The 25,757-nt window shown below is 59.4% G+C and carries 27 protein-coding genes; 17 read left to right on the forward strand and 10 right to left on the reverse strand.

Annotated features, from left to right (window positions below; translation table 11 throughout):
* Positions 1–108: 108 nt before the first annotated feature.
* The 3 genes from gcvP to IEX40_RS05015 form a co-directional block, all read right to left on the reverse strand.
* Complete coding sequence (gene gcvP / locus IEX40_RS05005; RefSeq protein ID WP_188746017.1) at positions 109–2,994, reverse strand: aminomethyl-transferring glycine dehydrogenase; 2,886 nt, start codon at positions 2,992–2,994, stop codon at positions 109–111.
* Between the two features lie 94 nt (positions 2,995–3,088).
* Positions 3,089–3,481 carry a glycine cleavage system protein GcvH gene (gcvH, locus tag IEX40_RS05010; RefSeq protein ID WP_188746018.1) on the reverse strand — a complete coding sequence of 131 codons (393 nt, stop codon included), beginning with the start codon at positions 3,479–3,481 and terminating at the stop codon, positions 3,089–3,091.
* Between the two features lie 51 nt (positions 3,482–3,532).
* Positions 3,533–4,909, reverse strand: coding sequence for an L-serine ammonia-lyase (locus IEX40_RS05015; RefSeq protein ID WP_188746019.1), 1,377 nt, complete (start codon positions 4,907–4,909; stop codon positions 3,533–3,535).
* A 386-nt stretch (positions 4,910–5,295) separates the two neighbouring features.
* Between IEX40_RS05015 and gcvT the strand changes: the two genes are divergently transcribed.
* Positions 5,296–6,414, forward strand: a complete 1,119-nt coding sequence (gene gcvT, locus IEX40_RS05020; RefSeq protein WP_188746020.1) for a glycine cleavage system aminomethyltransferase GcvT — start codon at positions 5,296–5,298, stop codon at positions 6,412–6,414.
* A gap of 51 nt (positions 6,415–6,465) precedes the next feature.
* Here the strand turns inward: gcvT and IEX40_RS05025 are convergent, their stop codons facing one another.
* The 3 genes from IEX40_RS05025 to IEX40_RS05035 all read right to left on the reverse strand — a co-directional run bounded on the left by IEX40_RS05025 (position 6,466) and on the right by IEX40_RS05035 (position 7,901).
* Positions 6,466–6,960, reverse strand: a complete 495-nt coding sequence (locus IEX40_RS05025; RefSeq protein WP_188746021.1) for a Crp/Fnr family transcriptional regulator — start codon at positions 6,958–6,960, stop codon at positions 6,466–6,468.
* Positions 6,961–7,104: 144 nt separating this feature from the next.
* The gene (locus IEX40_RS05030) at positions 7,105–7,296 is read right to left on the reverse strand and encodes a zf-HC2 domain-containing protein (RefSeq protein ID WP_229680594.1); all 192 of its coding nucleotides are present in this window, start codon (positions 7,294–7,296) and stop codon (positions 7,105–7,107) included.
* Positions 7,293–7,901 (reverse strand): sigma-70 family RNA polymerase sigma factor, encoded by a 609-nt coding sequence (locus tag IEX40_RS05035; RefSeq protein WP_188746022.1) that lies wholly within the window; start codon positions 7,899–7,901, stop codon positions 7,293–7,295. The genes IEX40_RS05030 and IEX40_RS05035 overlap by 4 nt, the downstream gene beginning before the upstream one ends.
* Positions 7,902–8,070: 169 nt before the next feature.
* Here IEX40_RS05035 and IEX40_RS05040 point away from each other — a divergent pair, with 169 nt between their 5' ends.
* From IEX40_RS05040 to IEX40_RS05050, 3 genes are all read left to right on the forward strand, one after another.
* The gene (locus tag IEX40_RS05040; RefSeq protein WP_188746023.1) at positions 8,071–8,262 is read left to right on the forward strand and encodes a DUF3012 domain-containing protein; all 192 of its coding nucleotides are present in this window, start codon (positions 8,071–8,073) and stop codon (positions 8,260–8,262) included.
* A gap of 76 nt (positions 8,263–8,338) precedes the next feature.
* The gene (locus tag IEX40_RS05045) at positions 8,339–9,268 is read left to right on the forward strand and encodes an exopolyphosphatase (protein WP_188746024.1); all 930 of its coding nucleotides are present in this window, start codon (positions 8,339–8,341) and stop codon (positions 9,266–9,268) included.
* A gap of 21 nt (positions 9,269–9,289) precedes the next feature.
* Positions 9,290–9,646 (forward strand): DUF4870 family protein, encoded by a 357-nt coding sequence (locus tag IEX40_RS05050; RefSeq protein ID WP_188746025.1) that lies wholly within the window; start codon positions 9,290–9,292, stop codon positions 9,644–9,646.
* Positions 9,647–9,652: 6 nt separating this feature from the next.
* Here IEX40_RS05050 and IEX40_RS05055 read toward each other — a convergent pair whose 3' ends face one another.
* Positions 9,653–10,348, reverse strand: a complete 696-nt coding sequence (locus tag IEX40_RS05055; protein ID WP_188746026.1) for a pseudouridine synthase — start codon at positions 10,346–10,348, stop codon at positions 9,653–9,655.
* Positions 10,349–10,474: 126 nt separating this feature from the next.
* On the opposite strand from IEX40_RS05055, the gene IEX40_RS05060 reads away from it, so the two are divergent.
* Positions 10,475–10,972, forward strand: coding sequence for an FKBP-type peptidyl-prolyl cis-trans isomerase (locus IEX40_RS05060; protein WP_188746027.1), 498 nt, complete (start codon positions 10,475–10,477; stop codon positions 10,970–10,972).
* A gap of 44 nt (positions 10,973–11,016) precedes the next feature.
* On the forward strand, positions 11,017–11,298 hold the full coding sequence (locus IEX40_RS05065) for a peptidylprolyl isomerase (RefSeq protein WP_188746028.1): 282 nt from the start codon (positions 11,017–11,019) through the stop codon (positions 11,296–11,298).
* A 92-nt stretch (positions 11,299–11,390) separates the two neighbouring features.
* On the opposite strand, the gene leuA is transcribed toward IEX40_RS05065, so the two are convergent.
* The gene (leuA, locus tag IEX40_RS05070; protein ID WP_188746029.1) at positions 11,391–13,058 is read right to left on the reverse strand and encodes a 2-isopropylmalate synthase; all 1,668 of its coding nucleotides are present in this window, start codon (positions 13,056–13,058) and stop codon (positions 11,391–11,393) included.
* Between the two features lie 285 nt (positions 13,059–13,343).
* Between leuA and IEX40_RS05075 the strand changes: the two genes are divergently transcribed.
* From IEX40_RS05075 to IEX40_RS05085, 3 genes are all read left to right on the forward strand, one after another.
* On the forward strand, positions 13,344–13,808 hold the full coding sequence (locus tag IEX40_RS05075) for an Lrp/AsnC family transcriptional regulator (protein WP_188746030.1): 465 nt from the start codon (positions 13,344–13,346) through the stop codon (positions 13,806–13,808).
* 31 nt (positions 13,809–13,839) lie between these two features.
* Positions 13,840–15,600 (forward strand): DNA repair helicase RadD, encoded by a 1,761-nt coding sequence (gene radD, locus IEX40_RS05080; protein WP_188746031.1) that lies wholly within the window; start codon positions 13,840–13,842, stop codon positions 15,598–15,600.
* Between the two features lie 111 nt (positions 15,601–15,711).
* Entirely contained in the window at positions 15,712–16,233 is a 522-nt protein-coding gene (locus IEX40_RS05085; RefSeq protein ID WP_188746032.1) for an RNA methyltransferase, read from the forward strand.
* 48 nt (positions 16,234–16,281) lie between these two features.
* On the opposite strand, the gene IEX40_RS05090 is transcribed toward IEX40_RS05085, so the two are convergent.
* Positions 16,282–17,496: an NnrS family protein gene (locus tag IEX40_RS05090; RefSeq protein WP_188746033.1), complete on the reverse strand. Its 1,215-nt coding sequence runs from the start codon at positions 17,494–17,496 to the stop codon at positions 16,282–16,284.
* 254 nt (positions 17,497–17,750) lie between these two features.
* Between IEX40_RS05090 and IEX40_RS05095 the strand changes: the two genes are divergently transcribed.
* Complete coding sequence (locus IEX40_RS05095) at positions 17,751–18,203, forward strand: Rrf2 family transcriptional regulator (protein ID WP_188746034.1); 453 nt, start codon at positions 17,751–17,753, stop codon at positions 18,201–18,203.
* Here IEX40_RS05095 and dauA read toward each other — a convergent pair.
* Positions 18,182–19,930 (reverse strand): C4-dicarboxylic acid transporter DauA, encoded by a 1,749-nt coding sequence (gene dauA / locus IEX40_RS05100; RefSeq protein ID WP_188746035.1) that lies wholly within the window; start codon positions 19,928–19,930, stop codon positions 18,182–18,184. The two genes, IEX40_RS05095 and dauA, sit on opposite strands and share 22 nt — an antisense overlap.
* A 132-nt stretch (positions 19,931–20,062) precedes the next feature.
* Between dauA and IEX40_RS05105 the strand changes: the two genes are divergently transcribed.
* From IEX40_RS05105 to IEX40_RS05135, 7 genes are all read left to right on the forward strand, one after another.
* Positions 20,063–20,263 (forward strand): ribbon-helix-helix protein, encoded by a 201-nt coding sequence (locus IEX40_RS05105; protein ID WP_188746036.1) that lies wholly within the window; start codon positions 20,063–20,065, stop codon positions 20,261–20,263.
* A 109-nt stretch (positions 20,264–20,372) separates the two neighbouring features.
* Positions 20,373–20,582 (forward strand): DUF2788 domain-containing protein, encoded by a 210-nt coding sequence (locus IEX40_RS05110; protein WP_036192434.1) that lies wholly within the window; start codon positions 20,373–20,375, stop codon positions 20,580–20,582.
* Positions 20,583–20,707: 125 nt separating this feature from the next.
* Positions 20,708–21,280, forward strand: coding sequence for a LemA family protein (locus IEX40_RS05115; protein ID WP_188746037.1), 573 nt, complete (start codon positions 20,708–20,710; stop codon positions 21,278–21,280).
* A gap of 8 nt (positions 21,281–21,288) precedes the next feature.
* Positions 21,289–22,227 carry a GIDE domain-containing protein gene (locus tag IEX40_RS05120; protein ID WP_188746038.1) on the forward strand — a complete coding sequence of 313 codons (939 nt, stop codon included), beginning with the start codon at positions 21,289–21,291 and terminating at the stop codon, positions 22,225–22,227.
* A gap of 65 nt (positions 22,228–22,292) precedes the next feature.
* A complete protein-coding gene (locus tag IEX40_RS05125; RefSeq protein ID WP_188746039.1) occupies positions 22,293–22,712 on the forward strand; it encodes a hypothetical protein in 420 nt (139 codons plus the stop codon).
* 89 nt (positions 22,713–22,801) lie between these two features.
* On the forward strand, positions 22,802–23,650 hold the full coding sequence (gene kdsA, locus IEX40_RS05130; protein ID WP_188746040.1) for a 3-deoxy-8-phosphooctulonate synthase: 849 nt from the start codon (positions 22,802–22,804) through the stop codon (positions 23,648–23,650).
* Positions 23,651–23,710: 60 nt separating this feature from the next.
* Positions 23,711–25,738 carry an SUMF1/EgtB/PvdO family nonheme iron enzyme gene (locus IEX40_RS05135; protein ID WP_188746041.1) on the forward strand — a complete coding sequence of 676 codons (2,028 nt, stop codon included), beginning with the start codon at positions 23,711–23,713 and terminating at the stop codon, positions 25,736–25,738.
* Positions 25,739–25,757: the final 19 nt, after the last annotated feature.

A 25,757-nucleotide genomic window follows, 5' to 3' on the forward strand; every position in this document is an offset into this window, starting at 1 on the left:
TGAGCGCGACACATACACCCAAAATCGCGTCCAACAAAAAAGGCCCGGCGCAGTGCCGGGCCTTTGTAACGGATTGCTGGTCGAATCCTCAGGACTCAACCCGCATGATCAATCCCGATAAGCATCCACCGACGGGCAGGAGCAGATGAAGTTACGGTCGCCGTAGACGTTGTCGATGCGATTCACGCTGGGCCAGAACTTGCTGTCGCGAGTCGCCGCACTCGGGAACACCGCTTCGGTGATGCTGTAGCTACGTCCCCACTCACCGGTGATATCGGCCAGTGTATGCGGAGCGTTGTGCAGAGGGCTCTGCTCCGCGCTCCACTCGCTACTCTCGACCCTTGCGATCTCGCCACGGATGCTGACCATCGCTTCGATGAAGCGGTCCAGCTCGGCCTTGGACTCCGACTCGGTTGGCTCAATCATCAGCGTGCCCGGCACCGGGAAGGACATGGTCGGCGCGTGGAAGCCGTAGTCCATCAGGCGCTTGGCGATATCCTCTTCGGTGACACCGGTAGCCTCCTTGAGCGGACGGATATCGATGATGCACTCATGCGCGATGCGACCATGCTTGCCGCGGTAAAGCACCGGGTAATGCTCCGACAGCTTCTGCGTCAGGTAGTTGGCATTCAGGATCGCCATCTGGGTTGAACGCTTGAGACCTGTCTTGCCGAGCATGCGGATATACATCCAGCTGATCGGCAGAATCGCACCGGAACCGTAAGGAGACGCCGATACCGCACCGTTGTTTTGCTGCTGGCCGGCGACGTGAGTCACGGCGTGGCCCGGCAGGAAGGGCGCCAGGTGCGACTTCACACCGATCGGCCCCATGCCCGGACCGCCACCGCCATGCGGAATGGCGAAGGTTTTGTGCAGGTTCAGGTGCGATACGTCGGAACCGATCAGGCCGGGTTTGGATATACCAACCTGAGCATTCATGTTGGCCCCGTCCATATAGACCTGGCCACCAAACTTGTGCACGATCTGGCAGATCTCAACGATCTCCTGTTCATACACACCGTGGGTGCTGGGGTAGGTCACCATCAGCGTGGACAGGTTGTCGGCATGGGCCTCGGCTTTGGCCGCCAGGTCCGCGACATCGACGTTACCCTGCTCATCGCACTCGACGATCACCACCTTCAACCCCATCATCGCCGCAGACGCCGGGTTGGTGCCGTGGGCGGAGGACGGGATCAGACAGATATCACGATGGCCCTGACCGATGGACTCCTGGTACTTGCGGATCGCCAGCAGGCCAGCATATTCGCCCTGGGCTCCGGAGTTGGGCTGCATGGACACAGCATCGTAACCGGTAATTTCGACCAGCATCGACTCCAGCTGACGGATCATCTCCAGGTAGCCCTGGGTCTGGTCGTGCGGCGCAAAGGGGTGGATATTGGCGAACTCGGGCCAGGTTACCGGCACCATTTCTGCGGTGGCGTTCAGTTTCATGGTGCAGGAGCCGAGCGGAATCATGCCGTGCACCAGCGAGTAGTCGCGGTTCTCCAGTTTCTTCAGATAGCGCAACATCTCGGTTTCGCTGTGATAGCTGTTGAACACCGGATGGGTCAGGATGGAGTCATCACGCAGCAGCTGCGACGGAATACCAGTGGTTTCGCCATCGACAATGGCCGCGTCCAATGCGTCGACCGAGAGTCCGTGACCGGCGCCAAGCAGGATATCGAACAGGTGCTCCACATCGGTACGGGTGGTGGTTTCATCCAGGCTGATGCCGATATGGTGACCACCGAACAGGCGCAGGTTACAGCCACCGGCCAGCGCGCCCTCGATCACCTCGCCCGGGTTTTCCAGGTCCAACGTCAGGGTATCAAAGAAGGTGTCGTTGAGCTTGAGTCCCTTGCTGCGCAGGCCATTGGCCAGAATCGTGGCCAGCCGATGCACGCGCTCGGCGATACGGCGCAGTCCTTGCGGGCCGTGATAAACGGCGTAGAACGAGGCCATGTTGGCGAGCAGCGCCTGGGCGGTACAGATGTTGGAGGTGGCCTTCTCACGACGGATATGCTGCTCGCGCGTCTGCATCGCCATGCGCAACGCCTGGTTACCGCGGCTATCCACCGATACACCGATGATGCGCCCCGGCACCGAGCGCTTGAGCTTGTCCGAGGTAGCGAAAAACGCCGCGTGCGGACCACCGAAGCCCATCGGCACGCCGAAGCGCTGCGCCGAGCCGAACACCACGTCTGCGCCCAGCTGGCCCGGCGACTTCAGCAGCACCAGCGCCAGCAGGTCGGAGGCCACACAGACCATCGACTGCTGCGCCTTGGCCTTGCCGATCAATGACTCCATATCATGGATATCACCGTGGGTACCCGGATACTGCAGCAGCACACCAAAGCTGTCGTACTGATCCAGCTTGTCGGCCCCATCGACAGCAATCTCAAAACCGAAGTATTCGGCACGGGTACGGATTACATCGATGGTTTGTGGATGCACGTCATCGGCAACGAAAAAGATATCGCTCTTCTTGCGGTTGGAGCGCTTGCACAGGGTCATGGCTTCGGCAGCAGCCGTGGCCTCATCGAGCAGCGACGCGTTGGCAAGGTCCATCCCGGTCAGATCCATCACCATCTGCTGGAAGTTCAGCAGCGCCTCAAGACGGCCCTGGGAGATCTCCGGTTGATAAGGGGTGTAAGCGGTGTACCAGGCGGGGTTTTCCAGCACATTACGCTGGATGACACCCGGCACATGGGTACCGTAGTAGCCCATGCCGATGAATGATCGCTTCACCCTGTTTTGCGACGCCAGCGACTTGAGCTCGGCCAGAGCTTCGGTTTCGCTCACCCCTTCGGGCATGGCAAGTGCGTCATCCAAGCGGATCGAAGCGGGCACCGCCTGTTCGATCAGCTCATCCAGAGATTTGAGCCCCAATGCGTCGAGCATCGCCTGTTGTTCTGCCGCGTCCGGTCCAATATGACGCTGGGTAAACTCGTCGCGCGCTTCCAGCTCGCTCAACCCGCGAATCTCAGTTGCCATCTTGCTGCCCCTTTTTTTGACCTTATGCTGTCAATAAAAATAGATCGGGTCGGCCGTACTGTGCACGACCGACCCGTGATAAACCTGACCCTGATCAGCCCTCTTCGGCCACGCGCTCAGCGTAGTCTTCAGCGCTCAACAGTGCATCCAGTTCTGCGGCGTCGGCCAGTTTCAGCTTGCAGATCCAGCCTTCGGCGAAGGGGGACTCATTGATCAGCTCGGGGCTATCCTGCAGCTGCTCGTTCACTTCGACCACTTCACCACCGACGGAAGCGTAGATGTCGGATGCGGCCTTGACCGATTCAACCACGGAGAACTCCTCTCCGGCCGACACTTCACGACCCACTTCAGGCAGTTCCACGAATACCACGTCACCCAGCTGCTCCTGTGCGAAGTCGGTGATCCCCAGGGTCACTGTGCCATCACCGTTGTCGCGGATCCATTCGTGGGAAGCGGCGTATTTCAGCTCGGTCGGTAGGTTGCTCATGTTCTCTAATCCATCTCTCATTTAGTCATTATCTATACGATGTCGCTGCGATCAGCAGGCCACCACATTCACGGCGAGACCACCCGTAGAGGTCTCTTTATACTTATCCTGCATGTCAGCGCCGGTCTGGCGCATGGTTTCGATTACCGAATCCAGTGACACGAAATGCTTGCCATCCCCCCTGAGTGCCAGTCGGGCGGCGTTGATCGCCTTGACCGCCCCCATGGTATTGCGCTCGATACAGGGCACCTGGACCAGCCCCGCGATCGGATCGCAGGTCAGACCCAGATTATGTTCCATGCCGATTTCGGCCGCGTTTTCGATCTGCCGCACCGTACCGCCGAGCACCGCGCAGAGTGCACCTGCCGCCATCGAACAGGCGACACCGATCTCGCCCTGACAGCCCACTTCGGCTGCCGAGATCGAGGCGTTACGCTTGTACAGCATACCGATCGCCGCGGCTGTCGCGAGGAAATTGATGACCCCCTCGTCGCTGGAGCCCGGTACAAAGCGGTCATAATACGCCAGTACCGCCGGGATTACCCCTGCTGCACCGTTTGTCGGCGCGGTTACCACCCGTCCGCCGGCCGCATTCTCCTCATTTACCGCCAGTGCATAAAGATCTACCCAGTCGATCACCGCCAGGTGATCGCTGATGGCGGACTCCGGCTTGTGCATCAACTCTCGATACAACTCATGCGCCCGCCGCCGCACATGTAAACCGCCCGGCAGTTCACCGGACTGATGACAGCCTCGGCGAATCGATTCATCCATCGCCTGCCAGATCTGCAACAGCCGTGGTCGTACCTCCTCCGCGGGGGTACGTGACTCCTCATTGGCCAGCATCAGCTCAGCGATGGTCATTCCCTCACGCTCTGCGATCGACATCAACTCGTCAGCGTTATTGAAAGGCCAGGGCTCAGCCACCCCCTGCTCCGTCGCGGGGTTATCCACCTCATCAGCGGTCACCACGAAGCCACCGCCGACCGAATAGCAGACCAGCTCCGCGAGCTGTATTCCGGCCTCGTCCAGCGCTTCGAAGCGCATGGCATTAGGATGGGCCGGCAGCGACACGCCGAAATTGAAGCGCAGGTCCTGCTCCGGATCAAAGGCGATTTCAGTACCATCCTTCAGCTGTATCGAACAGCGATCGCGGATACCGTCGATGATCCCGGCCACAGCATCGGGATCGACGCTATCGGGACGCTCACCACTCAGGCCGAGCATTACCGCGGTATCGGTCGCATGGCCTTTACCCGTCATGGCCAAAGATCCATAGAGCTGCACATGCAGACGCTTGGTCCGCGCCAGCGATCCCGCTTCATCCAGCTGCTGCATGAAACGCTGTGCTGCCACCATTGGCCCAACCGTATGCGAGCTGGAAGGACCTATACCTATTTTGAACAGATCAAAGATACTGAGCGACATCGTGATTCTCCGCTTAGACTGAAGGTCAGAAACAGGAAACGAACCCAGGCTCGATGTAACTGGCCACTACACTCCTCAGTTTACGTCAGTTGCGCCGAATGGGGCGGCAGACTAACAGCAGAGTCCGCGCTCGGCAAGAAAAATTTCCTATTGGAAACTCGCGAAACTTTTCACCACTCCCGAACGGACTTGAGTATGGCAATATCATCTAAAAAAAACGGTCTCTATGCGCAAATACTCTGGCAGTTGGAAGGATACTCATAACTCACGGGGGATCATCAGCACCAAAAGCAGAATTGTTTCCAATTGGAAATTTTGTCAGAATTGCACCTTTCACAGCGTACTCCGCTGTTTGCCAGCATAGACCTGATTAAACGAGGCACAGGATGGAAGAGACACTGCTGCGTACCCCCTTATACGACCTGCATATCGAACTTGGCGCACGTATGGTTCCCTTTGCGGGGTATGAGATGCCGGTACAGTACCCGGCGGGAGTGCGCAAGGAACACCTGCACACGCGTGAAGCAGCAGGTCTGTTCGATGTCAGCCACATGGGACAACTGTTCCTGAGCGGCCCGCAGGCGGGTGCGGATCTAGAGCGCCTGGTGCCGGTGGACATCATCGACCTGCCTGTGGGCAAACAGCGTTACGCGATGTTCACCAACGCTGACGCCGGTATCCTGGACGACCTGATGGTGACGCGCACAGAGACCGGCTATTACCTGGTGGTCAATGCCGCCTGCAAGCGTGAGGATATCGCCCATCTGCAAGCCCATCTCAGCCCGGATACCCGCCTGGAGATACTCGACGACCGTGCACTGATCGCGCTACAGGGGCCGAAGGCAGCCGACGTACTCGCCCGCCTGCAGCCCGCGGCTGCGGAGATGCTGTTCATGGACAACCGTACACTGCAGATAGAGGGTGTCGACTGTTTTGTCAGCCGTTCCGGCTATACCGGCGAAGACGGTTACGAGATCTCCGTACCGGCTACCGCCGCCGATGCGCTGACCCGCAAGCTGCTGGCGCAGCCAGAAGTGGAACCGATCGGCTTGGGTGCTCGCGATTCGTTGCGCCTGGAAGCCGGCCTGTGCCTGTACGGACACGATATCGATACCGGTACCACCCCGGCCGAAGCCAGCCTGATCTGGGCTGTGTCGCCAGCACGCCGCAGCGGCGGAGTACGTGCTGGAGGCTTCCCCGGCGCCGATATCCTGCTCGCACAGATCGACAACAAGTCGGCCACACGCAAGCGTGTCGGTTTGATCGGTGAGGGTCGCGCGCCGGTGCGCGAAGGTACCGAGCTATTCGATAGCGAAGGCAAGCTGGTGGGCAAGGTGACCAGTGGCACTTTCGGCCCCAGCGCCGAGCAGTCGGTCGCCATGGCCTATGTCAGCAGCGACGTCAGCGCTCTGGATACGCAGATCTTTGCCGAAGTAAGGGGCAAGCGCCTGCCGATGAAGGTGAGCCGCATGCCGTTCGTGGCGCAGCGCTACTATCGGGGCTGATCTCGCCACCGATCGGTACCAGAACACTAGAGCAGAGCATTGCGACGGGTTTTACTCTCGCCCGTGACCCGTCGCAATTGCCGTCAGCTTGTTATTGATACCGTCGATGGTACGGGCAAGCTCTCGCGACAGGTTTAGCATCAAGATGCCGAAGTCAGAGGGGAAGTCGAGGTGCAGCTGAAAAAAGAGATTGGAGTCGACTTTCAATACGGTGCTGGATTCGAGGGCGTAAACCGACCCCTTGCGGTTGAACAGGCCGATCATCGACACATAGCCAACCTCTTCACCAAAGTGTATCTCGCGGATCAACAGGCGCTCCTGCTCAACCTCTCGGTAGTAGCCGAGCTTGCCTTGAAGTACAACCGCAAAGAAGCTGCCAGGCTCTCCTGAACGGAATATCGTCTCACCGGCCTCGACGCATTGAACCTGCCCGTTCTCCAACAGAAAGCGTATCGCGTCATCGCTCAAGGCACCGAAGGTCGAAGCCCCCTTGAAATAATCCAGGCCCGACTCGGCAAGCAGCCGTTGAGCATCCAGATTTTTCATATATCACCCGCTTATGATGATCGAGCTCTGCAGCTCGCCAACTCTGTTTTAAAATCACTACACTCTAATCACTACACCCTAAAGCTTGGACCTGTCTACCAAGTTGTACAACTATCCCTTGGTACAATCGATCACCATTGCGCCTCACTCCTCCTCTTCGCCCTTTTCGCGCCGGCGCGCCGTAATTCGATGCAATATATCCATCTGCTTCTCACAGCGTCGACAATAGCGGCAGATCAACAGATGCAGTTTCAAGGAGCTTTTTTCCGCCAGGGTCAACTCGCGATCGATGCGTAGCGACATCAATTCGGTCGCCCTCTTGCAGGCCATCGTCATACTTCGCCCTCCCCTTTACTGAACCAGCCGACCTCGAGGCAGGCCCGCAATTTGAGCCGTGCCCGGTGCAGAATCACCCAGCAGTTTTTCTCGGTGATCTCCAGACTCTGACATATCTCGGCCGTTTCCAGCCCCATCAACTCTCGCATCGTAAACACCTGGGCGGCACTCTTAGGCAGGTGAAACACGCACAGATCGAACACCTCCCAGAAATTATCTCGTTCACAGGACGCTTCGGGCTGCACCCAGTGTTGCGGCCGAGCCCCCAGGGTCCAGTGCGCCCTTTCGTCGAACAGTTCGTCGATATCCGGTAGCTCGTCCGGATTGTATTCAGCGGTTACCTCACGGCCCTTCAACCGGATCGCGTCAACCAGCTTATGGCGAAGGATGCCGAACACCCAGGTTTCGAACTTTGACTGTCCGCGAAACCGTTGCAGCGACTCCAGCGCGCCAACCAACGTTTCCTGCACCATATCTTCGGCATAGGTCTGATCGGATAACTGCAACCGGGCAAAGGCCAATAACCGAGGTCTGACAGCGGCCAGACGCTGCTGCAGATCCTGTTGCTCCTCCTTGGAACGCTCCCCCTCTGTTTCGGTAGTCAAAGCCGCCTCCACTCTCCTGATAGTTATGTCGTTTCCGATGCTGCAACCTTACACCCTGGTAAAAAAAATCGCTCGATTTTGGGTCGATCGAGCCATCGACTCAAGCAGGGGACAGCCGCGTTCGGATCCGCTAACATCTGCACGATTGCCGATAAACATGGAGATGCACATGACCACCCTCGTAAAAGGATTTGGAAAATCTGTCCTACTCGCCTCATCCCTGTCAGCTCTGCTGCTGATCTCCGGATGCAGCCCGAAGGTGGGTAGCCCGGAATGGTGTGCCGACATGAAGCAGAAGCCCAAGGGCGACTGGACCGCGAACGAGCTGGGAGATTTCACCAAGCATTGCCTGTTGCAGTAGTGACCTGGGGCATCCCTCTCCCGCGTCCAGCGGTGGTAGTGTTTGGAAAAAGTTAACGAACAAGGAAACGAAAGCGATGGCCGGTGAAAAATTCAGACTCGTAACCCGCAGTGACTTCGATGGCCTGGTCTGTGCCGTGCTGCTCAAGCACCTTGACCTGATCGACGATATAAAATTCGTCCATCCCAAGGATATGCAAGATGGCAAGGTGGATATCTCCGCACAGGACATCACCACCAACCTGCCCTATGTAAAAGGGGTCAACCTGGCGTTTGACCATCACCTGTCGGAAACCATCCGTAACGAAAAGGCCGACAACCATATCATCGATCCCGACGCGCCCTCCGCAGCCCGGGTGGTCTGGCGTCATTACGGTGGCCATGACACCTTCCCGACGAGCTGGGACGAGATGATGGAGGCCGTGGACAAGGGCGACTCCGCTCAGTTCACCCAGGATGAAGTGCTGAATGCCGACGGCTGGGTACTGCTCAACTTCCTGATGGATGCCCGTACCGGGCTGGGCCGCTTCCGCGACTTCCGCATCTCCAACTATGCGTTGATGATGGACCTGATCGACTACTGCAAAAACCACTCGATCGAGGAGATTCTGCAGCTGCCGGATGTGCGTGAGCGTGTTGACCTGTATGTCGAACAGGAAGCGAAGTTCAAGGAGCAAATCAATCGCTGCGCCAGCGTACATGGCAATCTGGTGGTACTGGACCTGCGCAATGAGGAGACGATCTGGGCAGGCAACCGCTTCATGATTTACGCCATGTTCCCGCAATGCAATATCTCGATCCACGTGATGTGGGGTCTGAAGCAGCAGAACACCGTGTTCGCCACCGGCAAGTCGATCTTCGACCGCAGCTCCGGCACCAATGTCGGCGAACTGATGCTGAACTACGGCGGCGGCGGACACCAGGCTGCTGGTACCTGTCAGGTGGAGAACGACAGGGCCGAAGCGGTGCTCAACGAGTTGATCGCGCAGATCAATGCCGACGGCTAACTTTCAAACAGGGATGATGAAATGACGGACATTACAACCACACATTCAAGCAACGACACCGGCAACGCCAAGCTTATATACATCTTGTATCTGGCCAGCCTGATAGTCGGGATTACCGGCATCATCGGTCTGGTGATGGCCTATATCAACAAGAGCGACAACGACAGTCTGGTCAACTCGCACTACCGCTTCCAGATCCGAACCTTCTGGATCGGACTGTTGCTGGCAATAATCGGTATGCTGACCCTGATGATCGTGATCGGCTGGTTCATCCTGCTGTTCCTGACCATCTGGATGATCATCCGTTGCGTCAAGGGCCTGAAGTATCTCAGCGAAGGCAAGGCCCACCCTGACCCGACCAGCTGGATGTTCGGTTAAGTCCGCTCAAGCACTGACAGAGGCGATCTCCGCCTCTGTCAGTGCCCGATACTCCCCCGGCGCCAGTGCCGCGTCCAACGCGATTTCCCCCATGCTCTCCCGGTGCAGGGAAGTCACCCGATTACCGACCTGGGCAAACATCCGCTTGACCTGGTGGTAGCGCCCCTCGTAGATGGTCAACCTCGCCTCGCGATCGGCAAGCAGCTGCAACTGGGCCGGTGACGTGGTCAGATCCTCGTAGGCGAGATAGACCCCCTCTGCGAAGCGTGCTTCCGTATCCGGTGTAATCGGCTCGAGGGTCGTCACCCGGTACACCTTGGGGATCTTCTGTTTCGGCTCGGTCAGTCGCCGCGACCAGAGGCCGTCGTTGGTCAGGATCAGCAGACCCGAGGTACTGCGATCCAGGCGCCCGCCGATATGCAGCTCCGGATGTAGATGTTCCGGCAGCAGCTCCAGCACCGTTGGATGCTGGGGATCCTCCGTGGCGCTGAGATACCCCGGTGGCTTGTGCAGCATCAGGTAGTGCGCGGTTCGCCCCTGCAGCTGTTCATCGTCCAGCCAGACGGCGACAAACCTGTCCACCCAGGCCCTGGGATCGGTAACCACCCGATCCGCCACGCGCACGCGACCACTGGCGATCAACCAGCGTGAGCGCTGATGGCTGAAGGGTGTATGTTTGCAGATAAATTTATCGAGTCGCATGGTGCGCCGATTATCGCAGAAGCCGCCCTGCCCTGTCGCTCCCGGCCGCTTGCCAATAACGCCGGATACCCGGATACTGCCGTTTTTTCCGGTAACATCCGGCCAGATCAACCTACAGGCCCGCCAATGACACAGATTGCAGACAACACAGTGGTCCAGTTTCACTACACACTGACCGACACCGACAATAAGCAGATCGAAACCAGTCTCGACGCCGACCCCTTGGCCTACCTGCAGGGCCACGACAATATGATCCCGGCAATCGAACAGGCCCTTGAAGGCAAAAGCGCCGGTGATACCCTCCATCTGACTCTGACGCCGGATCAGGCTTACGGTGAACGCAAGGAGGGGTCTGAGCAGCGCATCCCGCTCAAGCACCTGCAGGGGCTGCCCAAAGGCCAGAAGAACTGGAAACCGGGCATGCTCGCCACCGTCCACACCAATCAGGGCGTTCGCCAGGTTACCGTGGTCAAACCGGGGCTGAAGATGGTACTGGTCGACACCAACCACCCGCTGGCCGGCAAGACGCTGACCTATGATATCCAGGTGGTCGACGTACGTCCGGCGACCGATGAAGAGATCGCCCATGGCCACGCCCATGGCGTCGGCGGACATCACCATTAAGCACTATGCTTAGCTTTATTTCACACCTATTTAGGAGGCCCCCCATGGCTCGCGCTACAGCACGTCACATCCTCGTCGGCACCGAACAGCAGTGCCAGGAACTGAAACAGCAGATCCTCGACGGCGCGGACTTTGCCAAGCTGGCACAGCAGCACTCCCAGTGCCCCTCCGGCCGCCAGGGCGGCGACTTGGGCAGTTTCGGCCGCGGCCAGATGGTGCCTGAGTTTGACAAGGTCGTCTTCAGCGCTCCGCTGAACGAGGTGCAGGGGCCGGTGAAGACCCAGTTTGGCTACCACCTGCTGGAAGTAACCAGCCGCGAAGACTGATACCGCTCTGCTCAGTGCCGTAAGCGGGAAAGCAAGACTGAAAAAATGCCGGGCGATGCCCGGCATTTTTATGCCCGATCATTGGTTTGCTATCAGGCGGCGACGCTGGCCACAGTGCCGGAGCGGTTCAGCGCCGAGATGATCGCATTCAACGACGCGCTGACGGTATCGTTGTCGAAGGCGATGCCGGACACCCGCTGCCCACCCACATTGAGGTGAACATAGGCCACGGCCTGGGCGTCGGAACCTTCGCCGATGGCGTGTTCGGAGTAATCGACCACGTTCAACGCCTCGCCGGTCGCGTTGCGCCAACCCTGAGTAAAGGCGGAGATCGCCCCCTCGCCCTCGCCGTGTATGGTGCGCGGCTGACCAGCGATAATCAGGTCCGCTTCAACCTGTTCGGAGTCGGCGCGGGTGATACGGTAGCCGCGCAGCTCGACCGGATCGGTGGTCTTGGCGAAGTAGTCCATTAACAGGCGGTGGATCTCACTGCTGTTGATCTCGGCGCCCCGCTCTTCACTGGCGCGCTGTACGATCGGCGCCAGCTCGGTCTGCAACCAGCGCGGCAGATGCAAGCCGAAATCACGTTCGAGCACGAACGACATACCGCCCTTGCCGGACTGGCTGTTGACGCGGATCACCGCCTGATAATCGCGGCCGATATCCTTCGGGTCAATCGGCAGATAGGCGACCTGCCAGTGCTCATCCTGCTGCTGACGGTGCAGACACTTCTGGATCGCATCCTGGTGACTGCCGGAAAACGCGGTATAGACCAGCTCGCCCACCCAGGGATGGCGCGGATGTACCGGCAACCGGGTGCACTCGGTGTAGACCTCGACAATCTCATCCGGGTTGGACAGATCCAGCTCCGGGTCAATGCCCTGGCTGTACAGGTTCATCGCCATGGTGACGATATCCATGTTGCCGGTGCGCTCGCCGTTGCCGAGCAGGGTACCCTCGACCCGGTCAGCCCCGGCCAGCACAGCCAACTCGGCGGCGGCCACGGCACAGCCACGGTCGTTGTGGGTATGTACCGAGATGATCAGGCTGTCACGCTTGTTCACGTGGGTAACGAAGTACTCCACCTGGTCGGCAAAGATGTTCGGTGTCGTCATCTCCACCGTGGCTGGCAGGTTGATGATGCACTTGCGCTCCGGTGTCGGTTGCCAGACATCGATCACGGCGTTGCTGATCTCCACCGCATAATCCATCTCGGTCCCGGTGAAGCTCTCCGGCGAGTACTGGAAGGTCCACTCCACCTCCGGATGCTGGGCGGCGCCCTCCATGACCCAGCGCGCGCCCTGTACCGCAATCTCGGTGATACCGGCGCGGTCCTTGTTGAATACCCGCTCGCGCTGGATGGTCGATGTGGAGTTATACACATGCACCACGGCACGCTTGACGCCCTTGAGTGCTTCATAGGTACGGTCGATCAGCTCTTTACGCGCCTGTACCAGTACCTGCACGGTGACATCATCGGGAATCTGATCCTCCTCGATCAGCCAGCGCACGAAATCATAGTCGGGCTGGCTGGCGGAGGGAAAACCGACCTCTATCTCCTTGAAGCCGAGCTTGACCAGCAGCGCCCACAAGCGTCTTTTCTGGGCCACATTCATCGGCTCCAGTAGCGCCTGGTTACCATCCCGGAGGTCGACACTGGCCCAGCGCGGTGCCTGGGTAAGTGTACGATCCGGCCATTGACGCTGCTGCACGGGTACGGCAGGTGCCGGCTGGTAACGCTGGTGATCAAAAGTGTTCATGAGATATTCCATTAACAGGGTTGAGTTCGAATTTCACAGCTTCGGCTCTTGTGAAGCCTGCTCATCTGAACACCCGGATAGAGCGTAAAGAGAGAAACAGCGCCACCACCGGGTATCGGGTGGCGCCCAAGTCGTCTGGGTAAGTCGACAGGAGATAGTGTAGAGAAAAGCGCGCGACAGATGATTGCAAAGTTGCGACGATTCACCTTTAATTTGGCATAACATGTCTTTCAAAGACACAAAAACGATAATTTATTGCCGAAATAAAAAATTGAGAGGCAGAGAATGCAACTTGACCGTCAAGACCGCCATATTCTCGAGATTCTGCAGCAGGAGGGTCGCATCAGCAACCAGGAGCTGGCCGACCGTGTCGGCCTATCCCCCTCCCCCTGCCTGAGACGGGTTCGCGCGCTGGAGGAGTCGGGGCTGATCACCGGTTACCGCGCCATCGTCGATGCCAAGGCAACGGGACGCACCCTGATGGCACTGCTGCATATCTCGATGGACCGGCACACCCCAGAGCGCTTCGAAAACTTCGACCGCACTGTCAGCGCCATCCCCGAAGTACTGGAGTGCCTGCTGATCACCGGCCAGGACGCGGATTATCAGCTTAAGGTCGTGGTCCACGACATGGATGACTATCAGAACCTGCTGCTGAACAAGATCACCCGGATAGAAGGGGTCACCGGCGCCCATTCCAGCTTCGTGCTGCGCCAGATAGTCAACAAGACTGCGATTCCTATACCCTAGGCAGCCAAGTGCAAACCGATACCGAACCGACGTGACCGAGCAGAATCGAACGACAGGCTTTACCCTGCGCCCCTATCAGCGCGAAGCGGTGGACGCCACGCTAAAACATTTTCGCCGCAGCGATGACCCAGCGGTCATCGTCTTGCCCACCGGCGCCGGTAAAAGCCTGGTCATCGCCGAGCTGGCGCGACTGGCCCGGCGCCGTATCCTGGTACTGGCCCACGTCCGCGAACTGGTGGAGCAGAACCACGCCAAATACGCCACTTTCGGGCTGGAGGCGGGGATCTTCTCGGCGGGACTCGGACGCAAGGAGCATCTGTACCAGGTCACCTTTGCCAGCGTGCAGTCGCTGGCACGCAATATGGACAGCTTCGATGACCAGTTCTCGCTGCTAATCATCGACGAGTGCCACCGGGTCAGTGACGATGACAATTCCCAGTACCAGCAGATTATCGCGGCGCTGAAACAGCGCAACCCAGGACTCAAGGTACTGGGCCTGACCGCTACCCCCTATCGTCTGGGCTACGGCTGGGTCTACCGCTACCACTATCGCGGATTCGTGCGCGCCAGCGAAGCCCGGCTGTTCGAACACTGCATCTACGAGCTGCCGCTACCCTACATGATCCGCCAGGGCTACCTGACCGAGCCCAGATTGATCGATGCGGCGATCGCCCACTACGATTTTTCGGCCCTGCAGCCCAACGCCAACGGCCACTTCAACGAGACCGAGCTGAACAGCCTGATCGCCCGTCATCCCCGGGTCACCCGGGCGATCTGCGAGCAGATCGTCGAGCTGGGTCAGCAACGTCAGGGGGTGATGATCTTCGCCGCCACCGTACGCCACGCCCATGAGATTCTCGGCTATCTGCCGGAGCCGGAATCGGCCCTGATCGTGGGCGATACCGACAGCGAACAGCGCGATGCCACCATTCAGGCATTCAAGCAACGCAAGATCCGCTACCTGGTCAACGTGGCGGTGCTGACCACCGGCTTCGATGCGCCCCATGTGGATATGATTGCGATCCTGCGCCCCACCGCCTCGGTCAGCCTGTTCCAGCAGATCGTCGGCCGCGGCCTACGCCTCAGCCCCGGCAAGCAGGAGTGTCTGATCATCGACTATGCCGGTTCCGGCTTCGATCTGTTCCACCCGGAGGTGGGTTCCCCCAAGCCGGACTCCGATTCCGAGCCGGTACAGGTGTTCTGCCCCGGCTGTGGCTTCGCCAACATCTTCTGGGGCAAGACCGACAGCGAAGGCCTGGTGATCGAACACTACGGCCGGCGTTGCCAGGGCGTGCTGCAGTTGGAGGGCGAGAAGCCGCAGCAGTGTGACTACCGTTTTCGTTTCAAGGAGTGTCCGCACTGCGGCGCCGAGAACGATATCGCCGCGCGCGACTGCCATCAGTGCGGTGAAGCGGTGGTCGATCCGGACGATCTGCTCAAGCGCGCGCTACAGCTGAAGGATGCGCTGGTGATCCGCTGCGCCGGGGTCAGCTTTAGCGAGCGGGAGGGACGGCTGCGCATCACCTACCACGACGAACAGGGTGAAGAGCTGCACGAAAGCTTCGATCTCGGTCATAAGGGACAGCGCGCCGTGTTCAACCGTCTGTTCGGTCGCCGCTTCAACGCCGGCACCGAACCCAGGCGATTCGCCTCGGCCGATGAGGTGATCAGCCACAGCCAGGGATTCCAACCGCCGGACTTCGTCATTGCCCGCCGCCACAAACAGCACTGGCGGGTGCGCGAGCGCCTGTTCGATTACGAAGGACGGTATCGCAAGGCACATCAGCTTTGATAGCTTCTATTGCAACATCAGTTGCAATATCGATCGCAGCGCCCCTTGCCGGAAAAAGTCGCTACAATGGCCCTTTACCCAGATCTTCACGTAAACAAAGCGACTCAAACAATGAAAAAAGGCTTCGCCTGCATCGGCCTACACAACCCGAAGAGTCCGGAGAATGTCGGCAACGTGATGCGTGCAGCCGGTTGCTACGGCGTCAATTCGGTGTTCTACACCGGCACACGCTATGACCGGGCCAAAGCGTTTTACACCGACACCCAGAAGGTACATCAGCGTATCCCGCTGATCGGTGTGCCCGAGCTGAAACAGGTCGTGCCGCTGGGCGCCCGGGTCGTCGCAGTGGAGTTGATCGAGGGCGCCACACCGCTTATGCACTACCAACATCCGCGTAACGCGTTTTACCTCTTCGGTCCCGAGGATGGTTCGCTCAGCCAGGAGGTGCTGGAGTGGGTCGACGACGTGGTCTACGTCCCAACCACAGGCTGCATGAACCTGTCCGCCACGGTCAACGTTGTGCTCTACGACCGCCTGGCGAAGACGCCCGATCTGACGCTTGGTGATGAGCTGATCCGTCGCAGCCGCGACCGCAACAACCGGACCCGGCTGCCCAAGGGCGAGACTGTGTAGCTATTCAACTGGCCCAATGATCGATTTGAATATCGACACTCAGCCTCTTCAGCCCCGCGCCCGGCGCAGCGCGTCCGACAGACTCTCCTCGGGACCGATCAGGATCGGCAGATAGCGCACCGCGAAGAGCAGGAAAGCCAGCAGCCAGATACTGCCAGCCAGCATCATCAACACCAGTGAAAACTCCGGCACCAGAGCTGCGAGCACCCTCACCAGCGCCGCCAAATGGATCGCCAGGAAGGCCAGAGAGACCAGCGTACCGGCACGCAGCTCGCGATTGGTGTGTCCCAGTGCCGCGCGCGAAGCCACCGCCAGGATCATGCCGGCCATGGCGCCGACGCCCAGCGCATGGATGCCCGCGCTCACCGGTACCGTCGCGGTGAACTGGCTAAGCCCCAGTAATACAAATCCGATGCCCACCCAGAGGTAGCCCAGGTGCAAGGCGAACAGCAGCGGTTCGGCCAGGCTTGCCAGCCCCCGCCAACGCAGCAGACGCAGGATTTGGGCAGCGCCGGCCAGCAGCAATAGCGCACCCGCCAGCACCGGTGACAGCTGACTGACCCAGGCCAGGGTCGCCAGGATGGAACTGCCGACCGCAACCCTGTCCACCCAGCCAAAGGCGGCCGGCATCTGCTCTGGCGACGCCTGACGGCGAATCAGCCAGTTGCGGGTAAAGGCCGGCGTAATCCGTCCCCCAATCAGCGAGATCATCAGTGCGACCAGCAGCACCTGCGACTCCAGCAGATGGATACGGTCAACCCAGCCCATCTGGAACATCAGGCTAAACAGGCTCATGATGCCGAGCGCCAGCACCACCACCAGATTGCGTCTGTTGCCACTGGTCAGAACCTCCCGACCGATCAGCACACTCAGCACTATCCAGTAACCGGTATTGGCCAGCACCAGCAGAACAAGGCTGTCGACTCCGCTCCAGCTCACCAATCGACCGGCGAGCCAAAATGCCGTCAGCACCACCAGCGGGGCGCCATGTACCGGCCTGTGCCCCGTCCACTTGGCCACTGCCGCCAGCAGGAAACCACCGACGGCGGCACCGACAAAACCGAACAGCATCTCGTGTCCATGCCAGGCAACCGCTCCCCAGCCGGCCGGCGCACTCAGCGCCAGAGCTCCACTGAGATAAACCAGCCAGATGAGCATGACGGCCAACGCCTGTAGCGCACAGACCAAAAACAGTGGACGGAAACCATTACTGAAGAAGCGCTGCCATGGGCTTGCGGGCTCTAACGGGGGGGTGATCAACATTCATCTGCTCCCACTCTTAAAAATGCATTTATATTACATCTTTAATGGCACAATGGAACCATCTTGTGTCCCTGATCGACAGCCGATATCGACCAATTGCCCATACCGGGCTGGGGAAACCTCTGTATATAGACGTGAAAATATATTAGCCTTCTACAATATATGACTATGCGGGACAGGACTGACCAGCCAGCCGGAATAAAGGGTTTCCGGAAGCAGACCAGACTCATGCCGCACCTTCGAGCGGTAGATATATGCAACTGACCAAATACACCGATTTCTCGCTACGTACGCTGATGTTCCTCGGCGTACAGGAGCCGGATAGCCGGGTCACCATCACCCAGGTGTCCGAGCATTTCCAGATTCCGCGCAACCATCTGATCAAGATCGTGCACCATTTGGGCAAAGAGGGGTTTATCGATACCGTACGCGGCAAAGGCGGCGGCATACGCCTGGGCATGCCGGCGGATAAAATCAACCTGAGAACCCTGGTGGAAACCACCGAAGAGACGCTGCAACCGGTCAACTGCGAACTGCCGCAATGCCCCATCGTCGGCAACTGCCGTCTGCAGGGCATACTGTACAAGGCACAGGAGGCGTTCATGCGCGAACTGGCGAACTACAGCCTCGCCGATATCTGCAAGGCCCCCGAACAGATCACCCAACTGCTGCAGTGGCGCTCGGATCAGGTCCGTTCACATGCCTGATCGGGTGCGCCAGCCAACTCCTCGAGCGCCGCAGTCAGCGTCGGCGTAAAACTGAGTTCTCCCGGCAGGGGCTTAACCCCCGCCCGCGCCAGCGCACGCAAGGGCTGGAACTGCAGGTCGGCGACGACCAGCTGGACCCCCCTCCCTGCGCACTGCTTCTGAAAACGACCAAAGGCGCTCAGTCCCCCCGCATCCAGCAACGGTACCGCATCCATATACAGCACGATTCCCTGTTGCGGTTCCGCCATCGCCAGCACCTCTTCAAACACCCGGTCGGCGGCGGCGAAGAACAGCGGGCCGGTGACCTTGATCACGCTCCAGCCGGAGGGGAGTTCGGCGGGGACATGCTTGCGCTGGGCCGAGATATCGTTCACCCGCGTCATGCCGGCGATATCACGCATGAACAGCAGCGACGCCAGTACGATCCCGGTGGAGATCGCGATCACCATGTCGAACAGCACGGTCAGTGACAGGCAACACAGTAGCACCAGCACATCGCCCAAGGGCGCCCTGCGTAACAGCTCGACCACCTTCGGCGCTTCACTCATGTTCCACGCCACGATTAACAGCAGCGCGGCCATACTGGCCATCGGCAGATAGGCCAGAATAGGTGCCAGCAGCAGCAAGCCGGCCAATACCACCAGTGCGTGGATGATACTGGCGAGCGGTGAGCGGGCGCCGGCACGATAGTTGGCGGCAGAACGCGCGATTGCTGCGGTCGCCGTGATCCCGCCGAAGAAAGGCGCAACCAGGTTACCTATGCCCTGCCCCAACAGTTCTCCGTTGGCGTGATGGCGATAGCCGGTCATGCCATCCAGCACCACGGCACAGAGCAGGGACTCGATCGCCCCCAGCATAGCGATGGAAAATGCTGCCGGTAACAACTCACGCAGGGTGTTCCAACTCAACTCAAACGGCGCGCCACCGGCACCGGCATGCAGCCAGGGCCACTCGAACCCCGGCAGTATCGGCGGAATCCCCTGCCCCAGCGTGCCGTCGGGCAGCGCGAAGCTGAAGCGGCTGCCGATGGTATCGATATCCGCACCCTGCTGATTAAGCCAGAGCGCCAGCAGCGTACCCAGGATCAGTGCCGGCAGATGGCCCGGAACCGGCACCCGCAAACGCGGCCAGAGGATCAGTGTCGCCAGCGTACAGGCGGCAACCAGGGCATCCGCCCCCTGCCATCCCGGCAGCCGCAGGGCCAGCTCAACCACCTTGTCCGAATAGTGGGAGGGCAGCCCCTCTGTGGAGAGACCGAGCAGATCAGGCACCTGCAGGGTGGCGATCACAATCGCAATACCGGCGGTAAAGCCCAGTGTCACCGACTCGGGGATATACTCGATCAAGCGTCCCAACCGGGCCAGTGCCAAGCCCACGAGGATCAGCCCCGCCATCACCGAAGCCACCAGCAGGCCAGCCAGACCAAAGCTTTGCGAGACCGGATACAGAATCACCACGAACGCAGCCGTAGGACCCGATACGCTGTAGCGCGAGCCGCCGGCCAAGGCGATCAGGAAGCCGGCGATTATCGCCGTATACAGTCCATTTTCGGGCCTGACACCGCTGGCAATCGCCAACGCCATCGACAAGGGGATCGCGATGATGCCCACCGTAATCCCGGCGATCAGATCCGACCCCAGGTCCCGTTTGCCATAGCCCGCCGCTAGCGACTCTCGTAGCGCGCTGGCAAAGGAGAGCGAGTGCAGTCTGGCACGGCTGGAAGACATGGATATGAGCCCCCGAAAAGGTGGACGAGCTAAAGTTTAAACATTACAGGCGAACTGAGTTAGAATGCAATGTTAATAGCATTAACATATAGTCCAACTGGACAACGCGACAGATACGCAAGAGAGCCCCTGGTGGATAAGACCGAAAAACGCACGGCACGTCTGACGTTGCTGATCGACCCGAACAAGAAGGCCGTATTCGAAAAGCTCTGCTTCGAGCAGGACGTGACCCCCTCACAGATGGTGCGCAAGTTCATCCGCGACTTTATCGAACAGGAACTGGGCCCGGATTGGCGCGACCAGGTGCTGGATGATCAGGATACCGAGTCCTGAATCCAACCGGTTATAGTCAGCGTTCCTTTTCCCTACAAAGAATCTGTTTATTAACCGCGTCCGGAACAGTAAACTGCGCGCAATTTTTGACCAACTCCGAGGATCTCCCATGCGTCTTGCCGAAGCTGAAAGCCTGATGCTGAACATTGGCCTGGTTGTCTTTGCCGGCTTTATCTTCTTCATCATCTACGACCTGGCCAAGAAATCGAACGCCGGTCGATTTGGCACCTTCGTACTCTTCTTCGCCCTCGGGCTCGGCCTTGCCGCATTCCTGGTCAAAACGGTTGTCGTCGAGCTGATCGAAGGCGGCACTATCTGACCCTCTGTCAGAATTTGACTGGCTGATTCATACAAAACCGGGACAGCACTCCAGACGCCCGACGGTTACGATCCCAACCCGGCTGCGTTATAGTCCCTGCAAAGACTCTTTGCAGGGAGCGCTCCATGGACCCGGTTTTGATCACGATTCTCGTTCTGCTGGCATTGACCATCCTCTATGCCATCTTCATCTACAACCATCTGGTACGGCTGAAGCACAACGTTTCCCGCGCCTTCTCCAACATCGACGTACTGCTGAAGCAGCGACATGATGAACTGCCCAAGCTGGTCGAGACCTGCAAGCAGCACATGGGTTACGAACAGAAAACCCTGGAAGCGGTGATGCGCGCCCGCAGCGCCGTCGCCAGCGCCAGCGAAAAGGGTGATATCAAGGCGTTGGGACAGGCGGAGAGCCAGCTGCGTCTGGGACTTGGCAACCTGTTCGCCGTGGCCGAGGACTATCCGGAGTTGACCGCCAGTGAATCCTTCCACCACCTGCACAGCCGTATCAGTGGACTGGAGTCCGCCATCGCCGATCGCCGTGAGTACTACAACGACTCGGTCAACCTGTACAACATCCGAATCGAGCAGTTTCCCGATCTGATCATTGCCCGTCGCATGGGGTTCTCAGCCGCCACGTTGCTCGAGTTCGACGACGCCGAAAAGGCCGATGTGGATATGCAGAAACTGTTTAGCTGAGTTTACACATGTTGCTTGACCTGGATATCTCCAGCAATGAAAGGCTATTCAGCCTGATTGGCTGTATCATCGGCTTTACAGTCTGTATTTTCCTCGCCTTCCGCCGCTTCACGCGCTACCGCCTGGTCGCCGATACCCCCACCGCCCTGATCCGCTCCGCACCCCAAGGCTATGTCGAACTGATCGGCCAGGTAATCGCTGGTGAAGACGGTCTGTTGCGTTCGCCGCTTTCCGGCAGTCCCTGCGTCTGGTATCACGCCCGGGTCGAGCGCTACGTGCGTAACGCGAACCGCAAGGGCGGACGCTGGAAACAGGTCTATCGAGACACCTCGAGCAGCTGGTTTCAGATCGATGATGGTACGGGGGTCTGCTTGATCAATCCCGCCGGTGCCGAAACCGACACCCAGTACAAGAAGGTTTGGTATGGGCACACAGAAGTACCGATCGGTAGAGTCGATAGCTCCAGTTTTCACCACTACGCGGCCTCGATCGTCGGCGGCAGCGGTCGTTACCGCTATACCGAGCAGCTGATACTCGAACAGGAGCGGGTCTACGCCCTGGGCTGCTTCCGCAGCCTGGGTGGCGGTCGAGAACGTCTCGATCTGAAAGCGGCAAGCCGTGACCTCCTGCGTGAGTGGAAAAGTGACCAGGCGGCACTGATTAGCCGCTTCGATAACGATGGCGACGGCAAGATCGACAGCGAGGAGTGGACTCGGGCACAGCATGCCGCGGTACAGCAGGCCAAGGCCCGGCAACATGAGCTGGACGCCCTGCCTACCGTAGACGTACTGCAAAACCCGGAGCAGCAGGGCCAGCCGTTTCTCCTCTCCACACTGGATGAAGAGGGACTTCTGACCCGCTTTCGCTGGTACCTTGCCGGTTATATGGCATGCGCATTGCTTGCATTCTGGTTAGGACTAGAGGTACTGCTGACGGCAACAGCCTAAAGCTCCGGCTCCGGCGGCCGATAGCAGTAGATAGTGAAGATTGCGAGCTAAAGTGAGGCAGCGGAATGACCTCTTTACCCAGCCCAATCAGCTATATACAACACCCGGACAACACTCCCCTGAGTCTGGATGCACGGCCCGCTCTACCTCCGAACAAACCACCCCTCCCGCTTGGCCTGATCTGCAACTCGTTACAGAAACTTGCCAACGGCACTCTGGTCGAAATCAGCAGTCCGCACCTGGCGCCGGACATGCGCAGCCTGGGCCAGATTATCTGGTGCCGCAGCCTTGGCACGCGCTACCAGCTGGGGGTCGCGTTTTACAGCAGTGAAGACCTTTACACCCTGCGCATGATGGAACAGCTCTGTCACATCGAGCACTACCGTCACATTCTTGATACAGAGGGGCAACCGTCGACACTGGAACACGCCGCTCGCGAATGGGTCGAAAAATTTGCTGAACAATTTCCGACTGAAGGCCTCTAAACGAGCGCAACGGGTCAGTTAGGCGGTACAGGTATTTTTCCCCAGCCTGCTATAATGGCCGCTCTACGCAAACTGGATGAGTTACGGATATGCAACAGAAAGTGGTACGTGTCGGCGATATCGCCATCGGTAATGACCAGCCCATGGTGCTGTTTGGCGGTATGAATGTGCTGGAGTCCCGTGACCTGGCGCTGCAGATCGCCGAGCACTATGTCGAAGTCACCACCAAGCTCGGCATCCCTTATGTATTCAAGGCCTCTTTCGACAAGGCCAACCGCTCCTCGCTCAACTCCTTCCGCGGCCCCGGCATGGATGAGGGTCTGAAGATCCTCGAAGAGGTAAAAAACACCTTCAACGTACCGCTGATCACCGATGTCCACGAGCCCCACCAGGCTGCTCCGGTAGCCGAGGTATGCGACATCATCCAGCTGCCGGCGTTCCTGTCACGCCAGACCGATCTGGTAGTGGCAATGGCCGAGACCGGCGCCGCAATCAACATCAAGAAGGCCCAGTTCCTGGCACCGCAGGAGATGAAACATATCCTGCACAAGTGCAAGGAAGCGGGTAACGACCGGCTGATCCTGTGTGAGCGTGGCACCAGTTTCGGTTACAACAACCTGGTGGTCGACATGCTCGGCTTCAGTGTCATGAAAGAGTTCGGCTACCCGGTGATGTTCGACGCCACCCATGCCCTGCAGATGCCCGGCGGCCGGGCCGATTCCGCCGACGGACGCCGGGCACTGGTCGCTCAGCTGTCACGTGCTGGTCTGTCCCAGGCTATAGCCGGCCTGTTTCTGGAAGCCCACCCTGAGCCGGCCAAGGCCAAATGCGACGGTCCCTGTGCACTGCCGCTGGACAAACTCGAACCCTATCTGACCCAGATGAAGGCGATCGACGAACTGGTCAAGCAGTTCCCGGCGCTGGACACCTCAGGCTAACCGTAAGTCGTACGCTACGCCCTGTGCGCAACAGGGTGTAGCGCTCAGGAATAACAGCCTATGGATAGCACCGCTGCACAGCCGCTGGATGCACTGAAACCCGAGCTGGTCATCGGCCCCGAACATCATCGGTTCCGGCTTAAGACGCCGCTATCACCCCACTTTCTGGGCCAGCTCTGGCAGGCGGAGGATATCTCCACCACCCAGCCGACACCGGTAACCCTGCTGTTCCCGAGCACGCAACTGCTCAGCCACAACGGCTTCGTCGACAAACTTCGCGACACCCTGAACCGCAATCGAGCACTCAAGGACTCACTGGCGGCACGCTGCTACGGGCTGTTCAGTTGGCGCGGGCTGTTTTTCTGCTCCTGGGAGGCGCTCGATGGGCTGACCCTGGCACAGATGCTGGCCGACGGCCGTGCCCACAAGATGAAGGAGCAGCAAAAGCGTGGACTGATCGTGCAGGTTGGCAAGGCGCTCGAAGCCCATCTCAAGCAGTTCAATCAACCCCACGCCACGCTGGCCCCGGAACTCATCTATATCAACCGCAGCAACGGCGTACGGTTGATGGGCTACCAGTGGCGCGCGTTACTGGAACCCGTGCGAGAACTGCTGGCATCACCGCCGGGCTACATCGGCTGGCAGTCCGCCGACGCTTTCCACCCCAATCCGCTGGATGCCAGTGAGGATGTCTTCGCCCTCGCCTGCCTGATCTACGAGCTGTATGCCGGCAAGCCAGCATTCAACGCCGAGGATGGCGAACAGGGCCGTCGCGAAAAGGAACTGAAAGCCCCCTCGGGTCTGAGCAAAGAGCAGTGGAAGGTGTTGCACAGCGCGCTCGCTTACGAGACCGAGCAACGCCCCGCTTCACCTCTGGCGCTGGTGCGCCAGCTCTACGCGGACAAGGCCGACGACAGAAAGGCGCAGCCGGACAAGCCAGTCGAAGCCCTGTCTGAGCCACCGGCAAAGGCTGAGGATCGTCCCGCGAACCGAGCACGATTCACCTGGTCATTGCCAACCGGCTGGGCTAAGCCGACCCTGTCCGGACTGGCACTGTTTGCCGGCGGCGTGGCAGTGGGATACTGGCTGGCGTACTCGGAGGCGGTTCCGACCACCAGCTCACTGCCGCCAGAAGCACAGGAGCTCAGCCAACTGCAGCAGGAAAACCGGGCTCTCAGGGAACAGCTGCAGCAGTTCGGCAGAGCCGCACCGCTCGAGTCAGACGGAGTCGAGACCGCGCAATCCGACAACGGCACACGGGCGGATATCCCTGCCCCGGTCATTGCGCCGGCCGAAGTCGCAAACGGCACAGAGATGCGTGAGGCGGAAAAGCCGGCCGATAACCTGAGTGCATTTCGCGATCAATGGGCACCGGACCGCTTCGCACCACAGATGGTGGTGATCCCCAAAGGCCGCTTCCGGATGGGTGATCTGCACGGTGCCGGAGACGACAACGAGTATCCGGTACACGAAGTGATCATCAGCCGCGCTTTCGCCCTGAGCCGCTTCGAGGTCACCTTCGCCGAATATGACCAGTTTGCCGCAGAGACGGGCCGCCCCCTGCCCGATGACGGGGGCTGGGGGCGTGACAACCAGCCGGTGATCAATGTCAGCTGGCAGGATGCAAAAGACTACACAGGCTGGCTTGCCGAACAGAGCGGCCAACCCTATCGCCTGCCCACCGAAGCGGAGTGGGAGTATGTCGCCCGCGCCGGCACCGAAACCAAGTACTGGTGGGGCGATGAACTCAGCGACCGGATGGCGGTCTGTGATGGATGCGGCACGCAGTGGGACGGTCAGCGCCCGGCACCGGTGGGCAGTTTTCCCGCCAACCCCTGGGGTATCCATGACCTCAACGGCAATGTCGACGAGTGGGTCGAGGACTGCTACCAAGGCACCTACGCAGGTGCACCGTCAGATGGAAGCGCCAGTGCGGGCGCAAACTGCAGTCATCGCGTCATGCGCGGCGGCTCCTGGTTCGAGATTCCGCGCCTGATCCGCTCCGCCAGCCGCTACCGTCATCCGGCCAACTCCAGTCGTAATAGCTGGGGTTTCCGCGTGGCATTGGACCTACCCGTCAGCGAATAGAGAGTCGCGGCTTGAAGGC

Source organism: Marinobacterium zhoushanense (assembly GCF_014641945.1).
Lineage (GTDB): Bacteria > Pseudomonadota > Gammaproteobacteria > Pseudomonadales > Balneatricaceae > Marinobacterium_D > Marinobacterium_D zhoushanense.